Below are 16,109 nucleotides of genomic sequence, written 5' to 3'. Positions count from 1 at the left end.
GCGAGCAGCGCGGTGATCACGAGGCCGGTGGTGCGGACACGCGTGGGCCGGCTCCGCCGCCCCCGCTGTCCTGCCACCGGCCTTGACCTTCCGCGTTGCCCGCAGGCCGCCCGTGTCGTGGGGCCCCGCAGGGGCCCGCGCTCGCTTCCAACCGGGGACGAATCTAGCGGGGTGTCCCGGCCGGTCGCGGCGCAGCGCGCAGGCGCGCCCGGAAACCCGCCGTGCTGTCACCCACTTCGCGCACCGAAGCGTCAACTCTCGCTGACGGTAAGGAGAAAAGGGGCATAAGCGGGCATCGCGCCAGGGCTCGAACGGAGTTGTCGCACGGGGGCGGATCGGTGCGCGAATACGGCGCCCGGGCCGGTACGGGGCCGGTCCCGGTCGTTGGTGTCCGAACCGGCACGGGCCGGTGTCCGAGCCGGTACGGGGGTCGGTGCCCGGCGCCGCGCGCGCCGCGCCGGTGCGTGCGCCGGGCCCGGGCCGCTGCCAGGATGCGCGGGACGGCGGCCCTCCCGGGCCCCGTCCGCCCCCTCCCGACCCCCCGGAGCAGCACCGATGCCCAGTGAACCCGCCGCCGCGGCAGCCCGAGCGCACCACGTCGACCCGCCCCCGGTGCGCCGGATGGTCCCCCGCGACCGCGACGAGCCGCACCGGGTCGCCACCCCGCTGGAACTGTTCTTCGACCTCTGCTTCGTGGTCGCGGTCGGCCAGGCCGGCCGCGAACTCGCCCACTCGCTGGCGGCCGGGCACTACGGCGAGGGCCTGCGCGGCTACGCCCTCGCCTTCTTCGCCATCTGGTGGGCCTGGATGAACTTCACCTGGTTCGCCTCCGCGTACGACTGCGACGACGTGCCGTACCGGATCACCACGCTGGTGCAGATCGCCGGCGTGCTGATCCTGGCCGCCGGGGTGCCGCGGCTGTTCACCGCCCAGGACCTCACGCTGTCGATCGTCGGCTACGTGGTGATGCGGCTGGCGATGGTCACCCAGTGGCTGCGCGCGGCGGCCGGCGAGCAGGGCGAGGCCCGGCGGGTCGCGCTGCGGTACGCGGTCGGGATCATGCTCTGCCAGGTGGGCTGGGTGGTGCTGCTGCTCCTGCCGGACGCCGCCCGGCCGGTGATCATCCCGATCGGGGTGCTGTGCGAGCTGGCCGTGCCGGTGGTCGCCGAGCTGCGGATGCAGACCGCCTGGCACCCGCACCACATCGCCGAGCGGTACGGGCTGTTCACCCTGATCGTGCTCGGCGAGACGGTGGCCGCGGCGACGGTGGCGGTGCAGTCGGCGGTGGACGAGCACGAGGAGCTGGGCCGGCTGGTGCCGGTGGCGGCCGGCGGGCTGCTGATCTGCTTCGCGGCCTGGTGGATCTACTTCGCCCGGCCCGTCCACGACCACCTGCGATCCAACCGGCAGGCGTTCGCATGGGGTTACGGGCACTACCTGGTGTTCGGGTCGGCGGCGGCGATCGGTGCGGGGCTGGAGGTGGCGGTGGAGTCGGCCGTGCACAAGGCGGAGATCTCCGAGGCGGCCGCCACCGCGACGGTCACCGTGCCGACCGCGGTCTACCTGGTCACCGTCTGGTACCTGCACTCCCGGCACACCAAGCGCGGCCCGGTCGCCCAGTCGGTGGCGCCGGTCGGGGCGGCGCTGGTGCTGGCCTGTACGGCACTGGGCGGGTCCGGGGTGCTGGCGGCGGGCCTGGTCTGCGCGCTGATGGTCGCCACGGGCGTGCTGATCCACGGCCGGGAGCGCCGGGCCGGGAGGTAGGGCCTGCCCGGCGGGCCCGGGGCCTTGTCCGGTGGACCCAGGTCCTTGGGCCGGTGGACCCGGGGTCCGTCCGGCGGACCCAGGGCTGCTCCGGCGGATCCTAGAGCCGCCCCAGCAGCACCGGTTCGTGCCGCGCCAGCCAGGCCAGGTAGGCCGGGTTGACCTTGGCCAGGTCCAGGTAGGCGGCGCGCAGTTCGCCGTAGAGCGCGTCCAGGGCGGGCGGGCTGAGCACCCGGGGGCGCCAGGTGAACAGCAGTCGGACGGCGAGCGGGTCCCCGTGTACGGGGCGGACCACCGTGCCGGGTCCGGGCAGCGAGGTCGGCTGGCAGGGGCGGACGGCCTCGCCGGAGGCGACCAGTTCGGCGGCGGTGGCGTTGTCCCGCACCTGCACCACCCGGGGGTTGAGCCCGGCCTCGCTGAAGACCCGGCGCATCGCGGCGTACTCGTGGTCGGCGGTCGGGTCGACCATCCAGGTGTCCTCGGCGAGGTCGGCCAGGTGGACGACCGGGCGGGCGGCGGCCGGGTGCCCGGCGGCGAGCGCGACGAACTGCGGCTCACGGGCCATCAGCACCCGGTGCTCGGCGTCCGGCGGCACCCGCAGCGGGAAGCCCTCGCTCTCGTACACGAAGGCCACGTCCAGCTGGTCGGCGGCGACCATCCGCAGCAGGGCGCTGGCGGAGATGTCGACGTGGATGGTGGTGTCGGTGTCCGGCAGCCGCTCGTGCACCCGGCGCAGCCAGGCGGCGACGGCCCGGCTGCCGACGCTGCCGATCCGCAGTCGGCGCTGCCGGTCGGGCCCGGTGGTGTCGCGGGCCTCCTGGCGGGCGGCGGCGATCAGGGCGGCCATCTCGCTGATCACCGGCCGGGCCCGGGACAGCACCGAGTGGCCGAGTGCGGTGGGCCGGCTTCCGGTCTGCTCGCGGGTGAACAGGGTTCCGCCGATGGCTCGTTCTATCCGGTGCAGCTGGGTGGTGAGGGAGGGCTGGGTCATGCCGAGCTGGAGCGCGGCCTTGCGGAGGCTGCCGGTGTCGGCGATCGCGCACAGCACCCGGAGGTGTCTCACGTCGAGCTCCACGACGGGAGCATAGACGTCATCGAGCCGTATCGCCAAGGACATGACAGGGAATCAAGGCATGCCGACGGCGCCCACGGCGGATACCCACCGGTAGTCGGCCGGGCTATCGCGGGTTGACATCATCCGCGACGGGCCCGGGCGGGTCGAAGCTCGTGGGCACCACACCGCCCCGGCCCCGACCGGGACGGCCCCCACCGCGCGCCGCAGCCGCCCGGTCCGGCCCCCATCGGCCCGGGCGGACCGGCGCACCGTGAACTCGGAGCCCCCACATGAAGCGATCCGTGCTGTCCGCGACCCTCGGACTGGGCCTCGCCGCCACGCTCGTGGCCCTGCCCACCGCCGCCGTCGCCGCGCCCGCCGCTCCGGCCGCGCAGACCAGTGCCGCCCGGGCCCACGCCGGTCCGGCCGAGGAGGCCGCGAACAACCAGGCGTTCTTCCGGGCCGTGATGGCCTCCGCCGAGGCCAGGCGGGCCGCCGACCCGTGGCTGCAGTCCGTCACCGTCACCTACGACACCAACCAGGCCCCTTCCTTCGCCGCCGACATCGCCAACGCCGCGCAGATCTGGAACAGTTCGGTGCACAACGTCCAGCTCCAGGAGACCAGCGGCACCGGCGACTTCTCGTACACCGAGGGTGACGGCAGCGGCTCGTACGCCAGCACCGACGGGCACGGGCACGGCTACATCTTCATCGACCACCAGCAGGCCCAGGAGTACTACTCGCTGCGGATCGTGGCCCACGAGACCGGGCACGTGCTCGGTCTGCCCGACGACTACTCGGGGCCGTGCAGTGAACTGATGTCGGGCCACGGCCCCGGCCCGTCCTGCACCAACGCGCACCCCGACGCCAACGAGAGCGCGCAGGTCGACGCACTCTGGGCCAACGGCGTGGCAGCGGCCAACTGACGTGCCCGGCGGGTGAATCGGGCGCGGTGGCCCGCCCGGCCGGAAACGGGCGGGCCACCGCACGGGTACTTCCCCGTCGGGGAGCCTAGCCGCCCCCGGAACGGAATGCCAGGGGCATGTCTGAGTCAAGACGAGTAAAAGACGGCCGGAATCCGAAGGGGTGCGGGGTATTGCACCGGGCTATCGCGGGTTGACATCATCCGCCCGGCCGCCGGACTGCCCGAAGCTCTGGGGACACCCGGTCACCAGGTGTCCCCCCAGCCGGCCCCCAATCCGGCGCGGCACCAGGGACCGGAGCCCCCAGTACCTCCAGGACCCCTTCAGGAGCCCCCACATGAAGCGATCCGTGCTGTCCGCGACCCTCGGCCTCGCCCTCGCGGCGGGTCTCGCCGTGCTGCCCACCACCGCGGCCGCCGCGGCGCCGGCAGCTCCGGCCGTCCAGGGCTACACCGCCTCGACGCACGCCGGTTCGACGTACGCCGGTTCCACCCAGGAAGCGGCGGACAACCAGGCGTTCTTCCAGGCCGTGATGGCCTCCGCCAAGGCCAAGCAGGCCGCCAGTCCGGGCCTGGCGACCGTCGTGGTCACCTACGACGCGAGCTCCGCGCCGTCCTTCCGCAGTCAGATCGCCAGCGCCGCGCAGATCTGGAACAGCTCGGTCAGCAACGTCCGGCTGCAGGCCGGCTCGGCCGCCGACTTCAGCTACTACGAGGGCGACGACAGCCGCGGTTCGTACGCCAGCACGGACGGGCACGGGCGCGGCTACGTCTTCCTCGACTACCAGCAGAACCGGCAATACGACTCGGTGCGGGTGACGGCCCACGAGACCGGGCACGTGCTCGGCCTGCCGGACCACTACTCCGGCCCGTGCAGCGAGCTGATGTCGGGCGGCGGCCCCGGCACCTCCTGCACCAACCCGTACCCGAACAGCACCGAGCGCAGCCGGGTCAACTCGCTCTGGGCGCGCGGCTGATCGGCCGGTCCACCGCCCGAGCGCCCCGGCCCGGCCGCGTCCGCAGCGGCCGGGCCGGGGCGTCGCCGCTCTGGTGACCGACGGCTGAGCGGACGGCTGAGCGGACGGCTGGGTCGGCGGGGGCGCGTACGGGCGGAGCTGTCGGTGGCGCGTGCGAGCATGCGGGCGAGACCCCGTTCGCCCTCGATCCGAAAGGCGCCGCCGCCATGCCCCGTTCCGTCCCCGAGCAGCTCGCCGACCTCCCGTACGCCGAGCTGCTGCACCCGCACACCGGTCCGCTGCGCAGCGACGAGCGCTACGACACCGCGCACTTCGACGGCGGCGAGCACACCGACGAGTCGGGTGCCGGCGCGGCCTTCCTGGAGTGCGCCTTCACCGGGGTCGCGCTCAGCGGGGTCAAGCTGCGCCAGGCCCGGTTCAACGACGTCTGGGTGCGGGCCGGCCGCTGGGTGGCCTGCGACCTGAGCGACACCGAGTGGCAGGACAGCGCCTTCGTCGGCGGGGTGCTGGCCGGGGTCGCCGGGTACGGGGCCGCGTTGCGCAGGGTGGTGTTCCGCGGCTGCAAGCTGGAGGCGGTCAACCTGCGGTCGGCCGTGCTGCGGGACGTCGTGTTCGAGGACTGCCTGCTGCGCGACGTGGACTTCGGCGGGGCGAAGCTGACCGGGGTGTCCTTCCCCGGTTCGACGCTGGAGGAGGTCCGGCTGCGCGGGGCCGTGCTGAGCGGGACGGATCTGCGCGGGGCCGCCCGGCTCGGCCTGGCGGACGGCCACCAGGGGCTGCGCGGGGCGGTCATCAGCACCTCCCAACTGCTTGAGCTGGCGCCGCAGTTCGCCCACGCGCTGGGCATCGAGGTGAAGGACCGCTGACCGGGCGCCGGTCGGTGCGGACGGTCTCCCCGTCTCATCGGCCGGGCGTTCAGCCCGCCGTCGCCCGGTGACGTCCGGACGAACAGTCCGACAAACCTGCTGCGCGCATCTGGTGGCCGGCTCCGGTCGAGGTGGAGACTGCTCCGCGATCGATGGCCCCGAGTTGTGTACACAACATCGCCAGTGAAGGGACGGACCGGTCTGATGGCCGAGTTGAGTCGTAGGAAGTTCGTCACGCTGTCCGGCGCCACCGCGGCCGGCCTCGCCGTGGCCGGCGCCGACGTCCTGGGCACCGCCGCCCCGAGCGCCGCCGCCGGCACCACGCTCAGCACCACCGGCACCATCACCGACGTGCAGCACGTGGTGATCCTGATGCAGGAGAACCGGAGCTTCGACCACTACTTCGGCACCCTCAAGGGCGTCCGGGGCTTCGCCGACAAGGCCGCCATCCAGATCGCCGGCGGTTACAGCGTCTTCAACCAGCCGAACGGCCTGTTCGCCCGCCAGTACCCGTGGGCCTTCAACCCCTCGGGCGCCAGCGGCTCCGCGGAGACCCAGGCGCAGTGCAACGGCGACCTCTCGCACGCCTGGTCCGACCAGCACAAGGCCTGGAACGGCGGCAAGATGGACTCCTGGGTGTCCGCCAAGGGCACCGTCCGCACCCTCGGCCACCTGCGGCGCGCCGACATCCCGTTCCACTACGCGCTGGCCGACAACTGGACCATCTGCGACGCCTACCACTGCTCGGTGCTCAGCGCGACCGGCCCCAACCGCACCTACCACTGGAGCGGGACGATCGACCCGGCCGGCGCCGCGGGCGGCCCGGCCTACGACGGCGGCTCCGAGTCCAACCTGCGCTGGCAGACGTACGCCGAGGCGCTGGAGAACGCCGGCGTCAGCTGGAAGGTCTACCAGAACGCCGCCGACAACTTCGGCGACAACGCCCTCGCCTACTTCAGCCAGTTCACCGGCGCCGCGGCCGGCAGCCCGCTGGCCGTCAAGGGCATGGGTTCCGTCCCCAAGGTCACCGGCCGCACCCCGGACGACATCGCCGCCGCGATCCGGGCGGACGTGCAGAACGGCACCCTGCCGAAGGTCTCCTGGATCGTCGCCGACCAGCAGTCCTCCGAGCACCCCTACGCCACCCCCGAGGACGGCGCGCACTTCGTCCACCTGGTGATGGACGCCCTGAACGCGGACCCCGACGTGTTCAACTCCACCGTCCTGCTGCTCAACTACGACGAGAACGACGGCTTCTTCGACCACGTCCCGCCGCCGGCCGCGCCGGCCGGCACCGCGGGCGAGTTCTACAACTCCACCAACATCGGCCTCGGCTTCCGCGTCCCGCTGATCGCGATCTCCCCGTGGACCCGAGGCGGCTGGGTCAACTCCGAGACCTTCGACCACACCTCGGTGCTGCGCTTCCTGGAGGTGTGGACCGCCGCCCTCGGCACGCCCGCCACCAGCCCCAACATCAGCGCCTGGCGCCGCCAGGTCTGCGGCGACCTCACCTCGGTCTTCGACTTCGCCAACCCGGTGTACGGCCTGCCCACGCTGCCCGACACCTCGCAGACCATCGGCCTGTCCACCTGCGGCCCGCTGCCCAACCCCTCGCCGAGCGACAACGCGCTGCCCGCCCAGGAGCCCGGCACCCGTCCGGCCCGCGCGCTGCCGTACCAGCCCAACGCCAACCTGGACCACTGGGACAGCAACGCCAGTGGGGTCATGCACGTCTGGGTGAAGATGTCGAACGACGGCGCCGCCCGGGCCGCGCACTTCGCCGCGTACGCCAACGCCTACCGCAGCGGCGGCCCCTGGCAGTACACGGTGGACTCCGGCAGCCCGGTCACCGACTTCTTCAACTGCGGCACCAACAACTTCGGCAACGGCAAGTACGACCTGACCGTGGTCGGCCCGAACCGGTTCCTGCGCCGATTCACCGGCGACCTCACCCAGGCGGGCAAGAACGCCGCCGTCACCGCCTCGTACGCGGTCGAGCCGGGCAGCGGCAAGCTCGCCGTCTACTTCAAGATGGACAACTCCGGCACCTCGCCGATCACCTTCACCATCACCTCGAACAACTACCGCACGGACGGCCCCTGGACGTACCAGGTGCCGGCCGGCGGCAGCGTCAGCGACTTCTTCAACGCGGTCGCCCACAACAACGGCTGGTACGACTTCACCGTCACGGTCGACGTCGACGCCGGCTGGTCGCAGCGCTTCACCGGCCACCTGGAGACGGGGGAGCCCAGCGTCAGCGGCTGACCGTACGCGCACGTCCTAGCCGTACGGGCCCCCGGGGAACCACGGATCGTGGACCTCCCGGGGCCCGTACGGCGTCAGCAGGGTGAAGCTGTGCACCCCCGCCGCGTACTCGGCGAGCTGGACGGCGCCGTAGCGGGTCTCCAGCTCGGCCTGCACCGGCACCGGCAGCTTGCTCAGCGCCCGGCGCAGCTGCAGCGCGTCCCGCCGGCTGACCGGGTGCGGGGCTCGCAGCACCAGTCGCAGCGGGCTGAGCGGCCCGGCGACCGGGAGGCCGGTGCCCAGCTCGTAGCCGACCGCGCCGATCGGGCCCCAGGGGAGCCGGTGGTCCGCGACCAGCCGGCCGACCTCCGGCAGCAGGGCCAGCGCCGGGATGCCGCCGACCCGGTCGGGGGCCAGTCGTGCCCGCCGTTCGGCCAGCTGCTCGGGCCGCAGTGTCCGGGCCACCGCGGCCCAGGGGGCCAGCGCGTCCAGCCGCTGCCCGGGGCGCGCGCCGCGCACCGTGACCGGCACCCAGTGCTCGGGCGCCGCCTCCGGGTCCCGGGCGCAGCGCTGCGGGTGGGGCGGGTCCGCCGGGGCGCCCACCTGCGCGGGCGCCCGGCCGACGGTCACCCAGGGGTGCGTCCGCAGCACCGCCCGTGCCCAGCCCGACAGCTCGCCGCCCGCCACCGGGCGCAGTGAGCCGGGGCACTGCATCAGCAGCAGGTCGTGGGTGCCGGGCAGCCGTCCGTCCAGCGCTGCCAGCGGACCGACCCGCCGGCGTGGTCCGTCGTGCAGTTCCTCGGTGGAGTTCCTCACACCGCCACCCTCCGCCTCCGGCCCGCCCCCGGCTACGGCCCTTCGGCGCCTCCGCCAGGGACCAAAGGCTCAAGGTGCATCCGCGGGCCCCCGGTGTGAGAGTGGGGGCAGCCCGGAAGTTCCGCGGTTCCGTCCGCAGGAGGAGGAGTCATGGGCATCTTGGACAGGTTGTTCCACCGGCCGCCGCAGCACGAGTCCACCGGACCGGACGCCGCGGAGCGGGCCGCGCTCGCCCACGACGAGGCGGCCGACGCCTTCGGCGAGGACGTCGAGCGGACCAGGGACGCCCAGGACCGGCTCGCCCAGGAGGAGGCCGACCGGCGCGCCGCCGAGAACATGACCGCCGAGGGCGATCCCTGGGACTGAGAGCCGGTCCCCGGGACCGAGAACCGGTCCCCGGGACCGAGAACCGGAGTCACCGCGGCGGCAGCGGCGGGCGCCGCAGGTCCGGCCGCGGGGTGTCGGTGGGCGGGGGCGCCGCGGCCGGGGCGTCCTCCAGCAGCTCCATGGCCAGTTGGACGGCGGTGACCAGCTCAGGGTGGCGCCCCCGGGCCCAGTCCTGGGGGGTGCGCAGCACGTGCACGTCCGGTTCCACGCCCCGGTTCTCCACCGACCAGCCGAGCCCTCCGCTGAACCAGGAGGCGTTCTTCGGCACCGAGATCTGGGTGCCGTCGCCCAGGGTGTGCCGCCCGGTCATCCCGACCACCCCGCCCCAGGTGCGGTTGCCGATCACCGGGCCGAGGCCGAGCAACTTGATCGCCGCGATGATCACGTCCCCGTCCGAGCTGGTCGCCTCGTCGGCGAGCGCCACCAGCGGGCCGCGCAGTGCGTGCCGCGGCCAGCGGACGGGCTGGCGGTCCCGGCTGAAGTCCCAGGCGAGGACGCGCCGGGTGAGCTTCTCCAGGACGAGTTCGGAGACGTTGCCGCCGGCGTTGCCGCGCACGTCCAACACCAGTGCGGGCTTGTCGAGTTCGCGCCGCAGGTCCCGGTTGAACTGGGCCCAGCCGGAGCCGCCGAGGTCCGGGATGTGCAGGTAGCCGCACCGGCCGTCGCTGAACTCCCTTACCAGGGAGCGCCGTTTGGCCACCCAGTCCTGGTAGCGGACGGCCCGTTCGTCGGTCAGTGGGGTGACGGCGATCCGCCGCACCGGGCCGTCCGGGCCGGTGCGCAGGGCGAGCTCGACGGTGGTGCCGCCGGTGCCGGCCAGCAGCGGCAGCGGTCCGCGCACCGGGTCCACCGGGCGGCCGCCGACCTCCAGCAGTTCGTCGCCGTCCCGGACGCCCCGGGCGGCCAGCGGGGCGCGGGCGCGCGGGTCGGAGGACTCCCCGGGCAGCACCCGGTCGACCAGCCAGCGGCCGTCGGGGGAGCGGTGGGCGTTGGCGCCGAGCAGGCCGAGCGGCTGCTGGGCGAGGGTGGGGCCCTCGGCGCGCCGGGAGGGGGTGACGTAGGCGTGCGAGGTGCCGAGTTCGCCGAGGAGTTCGCGCAGCAGGTCGGCGAAGTCGTCGGGTGAGCAGATCCGGTCCAGCAGCGGCTCGTACTGGGCGACCAGCGCGGGCCAGTCCAGTCCGGACATCCGCTCGTCCCAGAACTGGTCCCGGACGATCCGGGCCGCCTCGTGGTACGCCTGGCGCCACTCGGCGGCGGGGTGCACGGTGTGGGTGATCCGGCGCAGGTCGACGCTGGTCCCGGCGGAGGGGACGGCGACCGGGATCACCCGCAGCGTCCCGGCCGAGTAGACCGCGATCGAGCCGCCGTCCCCGGACACGGCGTAGCCGTCCAGCTTGTCGACCAGCGTGCTGCGGGTGCCCCGGGCCAGGTCGAAGTGCTCCAGGGAGGGGCGGCCGGAGGTGTCGTCGGGGCTGGCGAAGGTCTGCCCGAGGGTGCCGGAGATCGGCCAGCGCAGCCAGACCAGGCCGCCGCGCACCGCGTCGGTGGCCGAGTACTTGGAGGCGATCACCGGGAACTGCAGCAGCCGCTCGCCGATGCCCTGGGGGTCGACCCGGACGGTGCCGTCGCCGCCGCCGTCCCCGCGCGGGGCGCCGTCCTCGACGGGTGCGGCGAACGGGGAGGGGGTGTCGGCGGTGAGCGGGACGAGGTACGGGCGGCAGCCGACCGGGAAGGAGAGGTCGCCGGTGTGCACGTCGTGGACGGGGTCGAAGCCGCGCCAGGACAGGAAGGCCAGGTAGCGGCCGTCCCGGGTGAACACCGGCTGCTCGTCCTCGAACCGGCCGTCGGTGACGTCGGTGATCGGCGCGGAGGCGTCGGTGCGGGTGAGCCGGATCCGACGCAGCGAGCGCCCGGCGGCCGGCTGGGACCAGGCGATCCAGTGCGAGTCGGGGGAGAACCGGGCGCTGGCGACGGGTCCGTAGTCGGAGCCGGCCAGTTCGCGGACCTCGCCGTCCGCGGCGGAGACCAGCAGCAGCCGCCCGTCCGAGGTGGTGACGGCGAGCCGGGTGCCGTCGGGGGCGGCGGAGAGCTCCAGGACCCGGCCGAGCCGATCGGCGGCGAGCACCCGGCGGTGGTGCCGCTGCCCGGTGTCCTCGTGTCCGGGCAGCGGCACCACCTCGATCGCGTCGGCCCCCTCGGCGTCGGTGATCCAGGCCGCCTCGCCGGTGTGGCCGAGCAGCACGGGCAGCCGGGTGCGCACCCCGGGGGTGTCGGCGAGCGCGCGGGCCGGGCCGTCCTTGTGGGTGAGCCAGTACTGACTGCCGCGCACGGTGATCACCCCGGCCCGCCCGGTCTGGTCGCAGGCGAGGTCCTTGACCTGGGAGGCGGCGCCGACCTGGTACGGGCGGCGGCCGGCCCGGGCGCCGCCGAGCGGCACCTGCAGCCGGCGCGGGGCGGGGGCGTCCAGGCCGTCGAGCAGCCAGAGGTCGCCGGCGTGCTGGTAGACGATCCGGGTGCCGTCGGTGGCGGCCTCGCGGGCGTAGTAGGAGGCGTGGTCGGTGTGCCGGCGCAGGTCGGTGCCGTCCGGGCGGCAGGAGTAGAGGTTGCCGATGCCCTCGTGGTCGGAGAGGAAGGCGATCCGGTCGTCGACCGGCATGGGGGAGGCGAGGTGGCCGGTGTGCTCGGGCAGGATCTGTTCGCCGTCCACCCAGAGCCGGCCGACGGCGCCGCCGCGGTAGCGCTTCCAGGCGGCGGGTTCGTGCGGGGCGGAGCCGGTGAGCAGCACGGTGCGCCGCCGGCTCAGCTGGGCGTCGCCGACCGGGCCCCAGGGCATCCGGCGGCCGGGGGAGCCGTCGGGCGGCAGGGCGTGCGCCCAGGTGTAGTGGCCGAAGGGCTCGTGATAGGAGGTGACGGCCAGCACCTCGCCGTCCGGCAGCCAGCCGCGCACCCGGGTGTCCTGGCTGCCCCAGTAGCTGAGCCGGTGGGCCTCGCCGCCCTCGGTCGGGGCGGTCCACACCTCGGGGGTCAGGCCGAGCCAGCTGGTCCAGGCGAGGGTGCGGCCGTCGGGGGAGAAGCGGGGGTGGCTGACCCGGGTGCGGTCGCAGCCGACCCGCCAGGCCCGGCCGGTGGTGGCGGCGCCGGGCTCCAGCGGGGCGATCCAGACGTCGTCCTCGGCGGTGAAGGCGAGCAGGTCGCCGTACAGGTGGGGGTAGCGGAGGTAGCCGGGCGGGGTCACTCCTCCATCCTTCGACGGGGTGTCACCCCCGGCAACCGGAGACGACCCTCCCTCGCCGGTCTGGACCATTGACAGCGCACTGGCGGATCCACTTCAGTGGTCTAGTCCAACTTGGGTGCCAGGCCGGGCAGTTCCCCCCACTGGCGCGTGCTCCGGCGTGCCCTCGGACGTCCCCCACGACCGCGCCACCGCAGGAGCACCCCCATGCGCAGAAACCTGAGAAACGGCCTCGCGGCCGGCACCGCCTCCGCCGTCGCCGCGGCCACCCTGGTCGGCGTCACCCTGGGCCTGGCGCCCGCCGCCTCGGCCGGCGAGTTCCTGGCCAACGGCGGCTTCGAATCCGGCGCGCTCGGCCCGTGGAGCTGCTCCGGCAACTCCGGCAGCGTGGTCCCCTCCCCGGTGCACAGCGGGAGCTACGCGCTCGCCGCCGCGGCCACCGCGGGCGACACCGCCCAGTGCGCCCAGACCGTCGCCGTCGCACCGAACACCACCTACACGCTCAGCGCCTGGGTCAACGGCTCCTACGTCTACCTGGGCATCGACGGCGGCGGCCCCAGCACCTGGACGCCCGGCACCGGCGGGGCGTACCAGAAGCTCAGCGTCGGCTTCACCACCGGCGCCGCCCAGACCACCGCCACCGTGTACACCCACGGTTGGTACGGGCAGGGCACCTACTACGCGGACGACATCTCGCTGGACGGCCCGGGCGCCCCCAGCCCGACGCCCACGCCGACCCCGACGCCCACGCCGACCCCGACGCCGACCCCGACGTCCACGCCGACCCCGACGCCGACCCCGACGTCCACGCCGACCGGGACCCCGACGGGCACCCCCACCGGAACGCCCACCGGAACGCCCACCGGCACTCCGACGGGCAGCCACACCCTGGTCGGCTACCTGCACGCCAGCTTCGCCAACGGCGCCGGCTACACCCGGATGGCCGACGTCCCCAGCTCCTGGGACATCATCGACCTCTCCTTCGGCGAGCCCACCTCCCCGACCTCCGGCGACATCCGCTTCAACCGCTGCTCGGCCACCGACTGCCCGACCGTCGAGTCCGACGCCGACTTCAAGGCCGCCATCGCCGCCAAGCGCGCCCAGGGCAAGAAGGTGCTGATCTCGATCGGCGGCCAGAACGGCCAGGTCCAGCTGACCACCGCCGCCGCCCGGGACACCTTCGTCAGCTCGGTCTCGGCGATCATCGACAAGTGGGGCCTGGACGGCCTGGACATCGACTTCGAGGGCCACTCGCTCTCCCTCGACACCGGCGACACCGACTTCAAGAACCCGAAGAGCGCGGTCATCGTCAACCTGATCTCGGCGCTGAAGACCCTCAAGGCCAAGTACGGCCCGGGTTTCGTGCTGACCATGGCGCCGGAGACCTTCTTCGTCCAACTCGGCTACCAGTACTACGGATCCGGCCCCTGGGGCGGTCAGGACCCGCGGGCCGGGGCGTACCTGCCGGTGATCCACGCGCTGCGAGACGACCTCACCCTGCTGCACGTCCAGGACTACAACTCCGGCTCGATCATGGGCCTGGACAACCAGTACCACTCGATGGGCGGCGCCGACTTCCACGTCGCGATGACCGACCTGCTGCTCAACGGCTTCCCGGTGGCGGGCAACGCGAACAACGTGTTCCCGCCGCTGCCCGCCTCGAAGGTCGCCATCGGCATGCCGGCCACCACCAACGCGGGCAACGGCTACGTCGCCCCGGCCGAGGTGGACAAGGCCCTGGACTGCCTCACCAAGCTGGCCGACTGCGGTTCGTACGTGCCGCGTTCGGGCGCCCACCCGAACCTGGCCGGGCTGATGACCTGGTCGGTCAACTGGGACCGGTTCGGCGGCCGGGAGTTCTCCAAGAACTTCGACGCCTACTTCGGCCGCTGACCCGGCCGCCGACTGCGGGGGCCGCGGTTCGCTGACCCCGCAGCACGGCACGGCCCGGTCAGGGCACCAGCAGCCGCTTCGCCCGCTCCACCACCGCGGGGGATGCCTTCGCCAGGGCGCCCGCGGTGTACGGCGGCTGCGGGTCGTACTCGATGAGCAGCTGGATCGCCTGCGCGGTCCCGTCCCCGGCGATCAGGCCGGTCAGAGTGAGCGCGAGGTCGATCCCGGCCGAGACCCCGGCTGCGGTCGCGTACTTGCCGTCGACCACGGTCCGCTCGGTGCCGGTGGGCTCCGCCCCGAACCGGGTCAGCTGGTCCAGCACACCCCAGTGGGTGGTCGCCCGGCGGCCGCGGAGCAGCCCGGCGGCGCCCAGGATCAGCGAGCCGGAGCAGACCGAGGTGGTCCAGGTGGTGGTCGCGTCCACCCGGCGCACCCAGTCGAGCGCCACCTCGTCCGTCAGCTGCGCCTCCGTCCCGGGCCCGCCGGGCACCAGCAGCAGGTCGGCCGAGTCCACCTCGTCGAGGAGGGCGTCCGCGGTCAGCGCCAGGCCGGCCAGGTCGTTGCGGACCGGGCCGCGCTCCGCGGCGGTGAACACCACCTCGGCACCGGGGATCCGGGACAGCACCTCGTACGGGCCGACCACGTCCAGGCTGGTGAACTCGGGGTAGAGCAGGATCGCGATGCGCATCAGTGACCTCCGACGGGCAGTGGGGTGACGGACTGTGGAGCAACGGGCGGTGGACCGACGGGCGGTGAGTCGTCCGGTCGGGTGCGGAAGCGACGGCGGTACTCGGCGGGCGGGACGGCCAGGGTCCGGACGAAGGCGCGCCGCATCGCCTCCGGGGTGCCGTAGCCGCAGGAGCGCGCGATCCCCTCGATGCCCTCGTCGGTGTCCTCCAGCCGCCGACGGGCGGCCTCCAGCCGGACCCCGTCCACGTACCGGCCCGGGGGCACCCCCACCTCGGCGGCGAAGGCCCGGGCGAAGTGCCGCGGGGACAGCGCCGACCGGGCGGCCAGCGACTCGACCGACAGGTCCGCCTCGGGGTGCTCGGCGATCCACCGCTGGACCTCGCGCAGCGGCTGCCGGGCCGCCACCTGGGCGGCCAGCTGGGTGCTGAACTGGGCCTGGTTGCCCGGTCGGCGCAGGAAGACCACCAGGTGACGGGCGATCAGCAGCGCGGCGTCCCGGCCGAGGTCCTCCTCGACCAGGGCCAGCGCCAGGTCGATCCCGGCGGTGACCCCGGCCGAGGTGGCGAGGCGCCCGTCCCGGACGTGGATCGGATCCGGGTCGACCGCCACGTCCGGGAAGCGGCGGGCCAGCTCCGCGCAGTATGCCCAGTGGGTGGTCGCCCGGCGCCCGGACAGCAGCCCGGCCTCGGCGAGCAGGAAGGCCCCGGTGCACACCGACACCACCCGCTCGGCCGGGCCGGCCAGTTCCCGGATCCGCGCCACCAGGGCGGCGTCCGGGTCCTCGAAGCCCTCCCCGCCCGGGACCAGCAGGGTGTGCACCGGCCCGACGTCGGCCAGGTCGATGTCCGGCAGCAGCCGCAGCCCGCTGGCGCTGCGCACCGGCCGACCGCCGGGGGAGGCCGTGGTCACCCGGTACGCGCCCGGCCGCCCGGCGGCCGCGCCGCCCGCGGCGAACACCTCCAGGGGGCCGGTGACGTCCAGGCTCTGCACACCGTCGTAGAGGACGACGAGTACGCTGCGCGCTCTCATGCGGCCAGCCTGTCACCGGCCCGTGATGGCAGCAATGACCTGCTTCCCACCTTTCCTGCCACCGGTGGGCGCGGGCGCGAGTGGGCGCAAACGCCGAGAGGCCCCTTGCTTTCGCAAGGGGCCTCTCGGCTGTCTGTGCGCCGCCAGGGACTCGAACCCCGGACCCGCTGATTAAGAGTCAGCTGCTCTAACCAACTGAGCTAGCGGCGCCTGCTGACGTGGAGAACATTACCTG

Annotated in this window: 12 protein-coding genes and 1 tRNA gene; 7 read left to right on the top strand and 6 right to left on the bottom strand. The window is 74.0% G+C overall.

Features of this window, described 5'->3' with window-relative positions; translation table 11 throughout:
* Positions 1-555 precede the first annotated feature (555 nt).
* Positions 556-1,764, top strand: a complete 1,209-nt coding sequence (locus tag ACZ7BZ_RS23545; protein WP_470360018.1) for a low temperature requirement protein A — start codon at positions 556-558, stop codon at positions 1,762-1,764.
* A 100-nt stretch (positions 1,765-1,864) separates the two neighbouring features.
* Here ACZ7BZ_RS23545 and ACZ7BZ_RS23540 read toward each other — a convergent pair whose 3' ends face one another.
* Positions 1,865-2,839 (bottom strand): LysR family transcriptional regulator, encoded by a 975-nt coding sequence (locus ACZ7BZ_RS23540; RefSeq protein ID WP_380461233.1) that lies wholly within the window; start codon positions 2,837-2,839, stop codon positions 1,865-1,867.
* Positions 2,840-3,108: 269 nt separating this feature from the next.
* On the opposite strand from ACZ7BZ_RS23540, the gene snpA (ACZ7BZ_RS23535) reads away from it, so the two are divergent.
* The 4 genes from snpA (ACZ7BZ_RS23535) to ACZ7BZ_RS23520 all read left to right on the top strand — a co-directional run bounded on the left by snpA (ACZ7BZ_RS23535) (position 3,109) and on the right by ACZ7BZ_RS23520 (position 7,848).
* Entirely contained in the window at positions 3,109-3,744 is a 636-nt protein-coding gene (gene snpA, locus ACZ7BZ_RS23535) for a snapalysin (RefSeq protein WP_470360017.1), read from the top strand.
* 334 nt (positions 3,745-4,078) lie between these two features.
* Positions 4,079-4,717, top strand: coding sequence for a snapalysin (snpA, locus tag ACZ7BZ_RS23530; protein WP_470360016.1), 639 nt, complete (start codon positions 4,079-4,081; stop codon positions 4,715-4,717).
* Positions 4,718-4,923: 206 nt separating this feature from the next.
* The gene (locus ACZ7BZ_RS23525; protein WP_470360015.1) at positions 4,924-5,583 is read left to right on the top strand and encodes a pentapeptide repeat-containing protein; all 660 of its coding nucleotides are present in this window, start codon (positions 4,924-4,926) and stop codon (positions 5,581-5,583) included.
* A 204-nt stretch (positions 5,584-5,787) separates the two neighbouring features.
* Entirely contained in the window at positions 5,788-7,848 is a 2,061-nt protein-coding gene (locus tag ACZ7BZ_RS23520; RefSeq protein ID WP_470360128.1) for a phosphocholine-specific phospholipase C, read from the top strand.
* Positions 7,849-7,863: 15 nt separating this feature from the next.
* On the opposite strand, the gene ACZ7BZ_RS23515 is transcribed toward ACZ7BZ_RS23520, so the two are convergent.
* A complete protein-coding gene (locus tag ACZ7BZ_RS23515; protein ID WP_470360014.1) occupies positions 7,864-8,643 on the bottom strand; it encodes a phosphoribosyl-dephospho-CoA transferase MdcG domain-containing protein in 780 nt (259 codons plus the stop codon).
* Between the two features lie 150 nt (positions 8,644-8,793).
* Between ACZ7BZ_RS23515 and ACZ7BZ_RS23510 the strand changes: the two genes are divergently transcribed.
* The gene (locus ACZ7BZ_RS23510; RefSeq protein ID WP_470360013.1) at positions 8,794-9,009 is read left to right on the top strand and encodes a hypothetical protein; all 216 of its coding nucleotides are present in this window, start codon (positions 8,794-8,796) and stop codon (positions 9,007-9,009) included.
* A gap of 49 nt (positions 9,010-9,058) precedes the next feature.
* Here the strand turns inward: ACZ7BZ_RS23510 and ACZ7BZ_RS23505 are convergent, their stop codons facing one another.
* A complete protein-coding gene (locus ACZ7BZ_RS23505) occupies positions 9,059-12,265 on the bottom strand; it encodes a S41 family peptidase (RefSeq protein ID WP_470360012.1) in 3,207 nt (1,068 codons plus the stop codon).
* A gap of 204 nt (positions 12,266-12,469) precedes the next feature.
* Between ACZ7BZ_RS23505 and ACZ7BZ_RS23500 the strand changes: the two genes are divergently transcribed.
* Positions 12,470-14,155 carry a chitinase gene (locus tag ACZ7BZ_RS23500; protein ID WP_470360011.1) on the top strand — a complete coding sequence of 562 codons (1,686 nt, stop codon included), beginning with the start codon at positions 12,470-12,472 and terminating at the stop codon, positions 14,153-14,155.
* A 58-nt stretch (positions 14,156-14,213) separates the two neighbouring features.
* On the opposite strand, the gene ACZ7BZ_RS23495 is transcribed toward ACZ7BZ_RS23500, so the two are convergent.
* From ACZ7BZ_RS23495 to ACZ7BZ_RS23485, 3 genes are all read right to left on the bottom strand, one after another.
* Positions 14,214-14,843: a DJ-1/PfpI family protein gene (locus ACZ7BZ_RS23495; RefSeq protein ID WP_470360010.1), complete on the bottom strand. Its 630-nt coding sequence runs from the start codon at positions 14,841-14,843 to the stop codon at positions 14,214-14,216.
* Positions 14,843-15,874, bottom strand: coding sequence for a GlxA family transcriptional regulator (locus ACZ7BZ_RS23490; protein WP_470360009.1), 1,032 nt, complete (start codon positions 15,872-15,874; stop codon positions 14,843-14,845). The genes ACZ7BZ_RS23495 and ACZ7BZ_RS23490 overlap by 1 nt, the downstream gene beginning before the upstream one ends.
* 136 nt (positions 15,875-16,010) lie before the next feature.
* Positions 16,011-16,084: transfer RNA gene (locus ACZ7BZ_RS23485), tRNA-Lys, on the bottom strand.
* Between the last annotated feature and the right edge of the window lie 25 nt (positions 16,085-16,109).

Source organism: Kitasatospora sp. NPDC036934 (genome assembly GCF_055608425.1).
The sequence above is the reverse complement of the archived record's forward strand: the minus strand, read 5'-3'. Positions and strand labels throughout refer to the sequence as shown.

Coding starts and splice junctions, on each gene's coding strand:
- ACZ7BZ_RS23545 (WP_470360018.1), top strand. CDS start 556: ATGCCCAGTGAACCCGCCGCCGCGGCAGCCCGAGCGCACCACGTCGAC.
- snpA (WP_470360017.1), top strand. CDS start 3,109: ATGAAGCGATCCGTGCTGTCCGCGACCCTCGGACTGGGCCTCGCCGCC.
- snpA (WP_470360016.1), top strand. CDS start 4,079: ATGAAGCGATCCGTGCTGTCCGCGACCCTCGGCCTCGCCCTCGCGGCG.
- ACZ7BZ_RS23525 (WP_470360015.1), top strand. CDS start 4,924: ATGCCCCGTTCCGTCCCCGAGCAGCTCGCCGACCTCCCGTACGCCGAG.
- ACZ7BZ_RS23520 (WP_470360128.1), top strand. CDS start 5,788: ATGGCCGAGTTGAGTCGTAGGAAGTTCGTCACGCTGTCCGGCGCCACC.
- ACZ7BZ_RS23510 (WP_470360013.1), top strand. CDS start 8,794: ATGGGCATCTTGGACAGGTTGTTCCACCGGCCGCCGCAGCACGAGTCC.
- ACZ7BZ_RS23500 (WP_470360011.1), top strand. CDS start 12,470: ATGCGCAGAAACCTGAGAAACGGCCTCGCGGCCGGCACCGCCTCCGCC.
- ACZ7BZ_RS23495 (WP_470360010.1), bottom strand. CDS start 14,843: ATGCGCATCGCGATCCTGCTCTACCCCGAGTTCACCAGCCTGGACGTG.
- ACZ7BZ_RS23490 (WP_470360009.1), bottom strand. CDS start 15,874: ATGAGAGCGCGCAGCGTACTCGTCGTCCTCTACGACGGTGTGCAGAGC.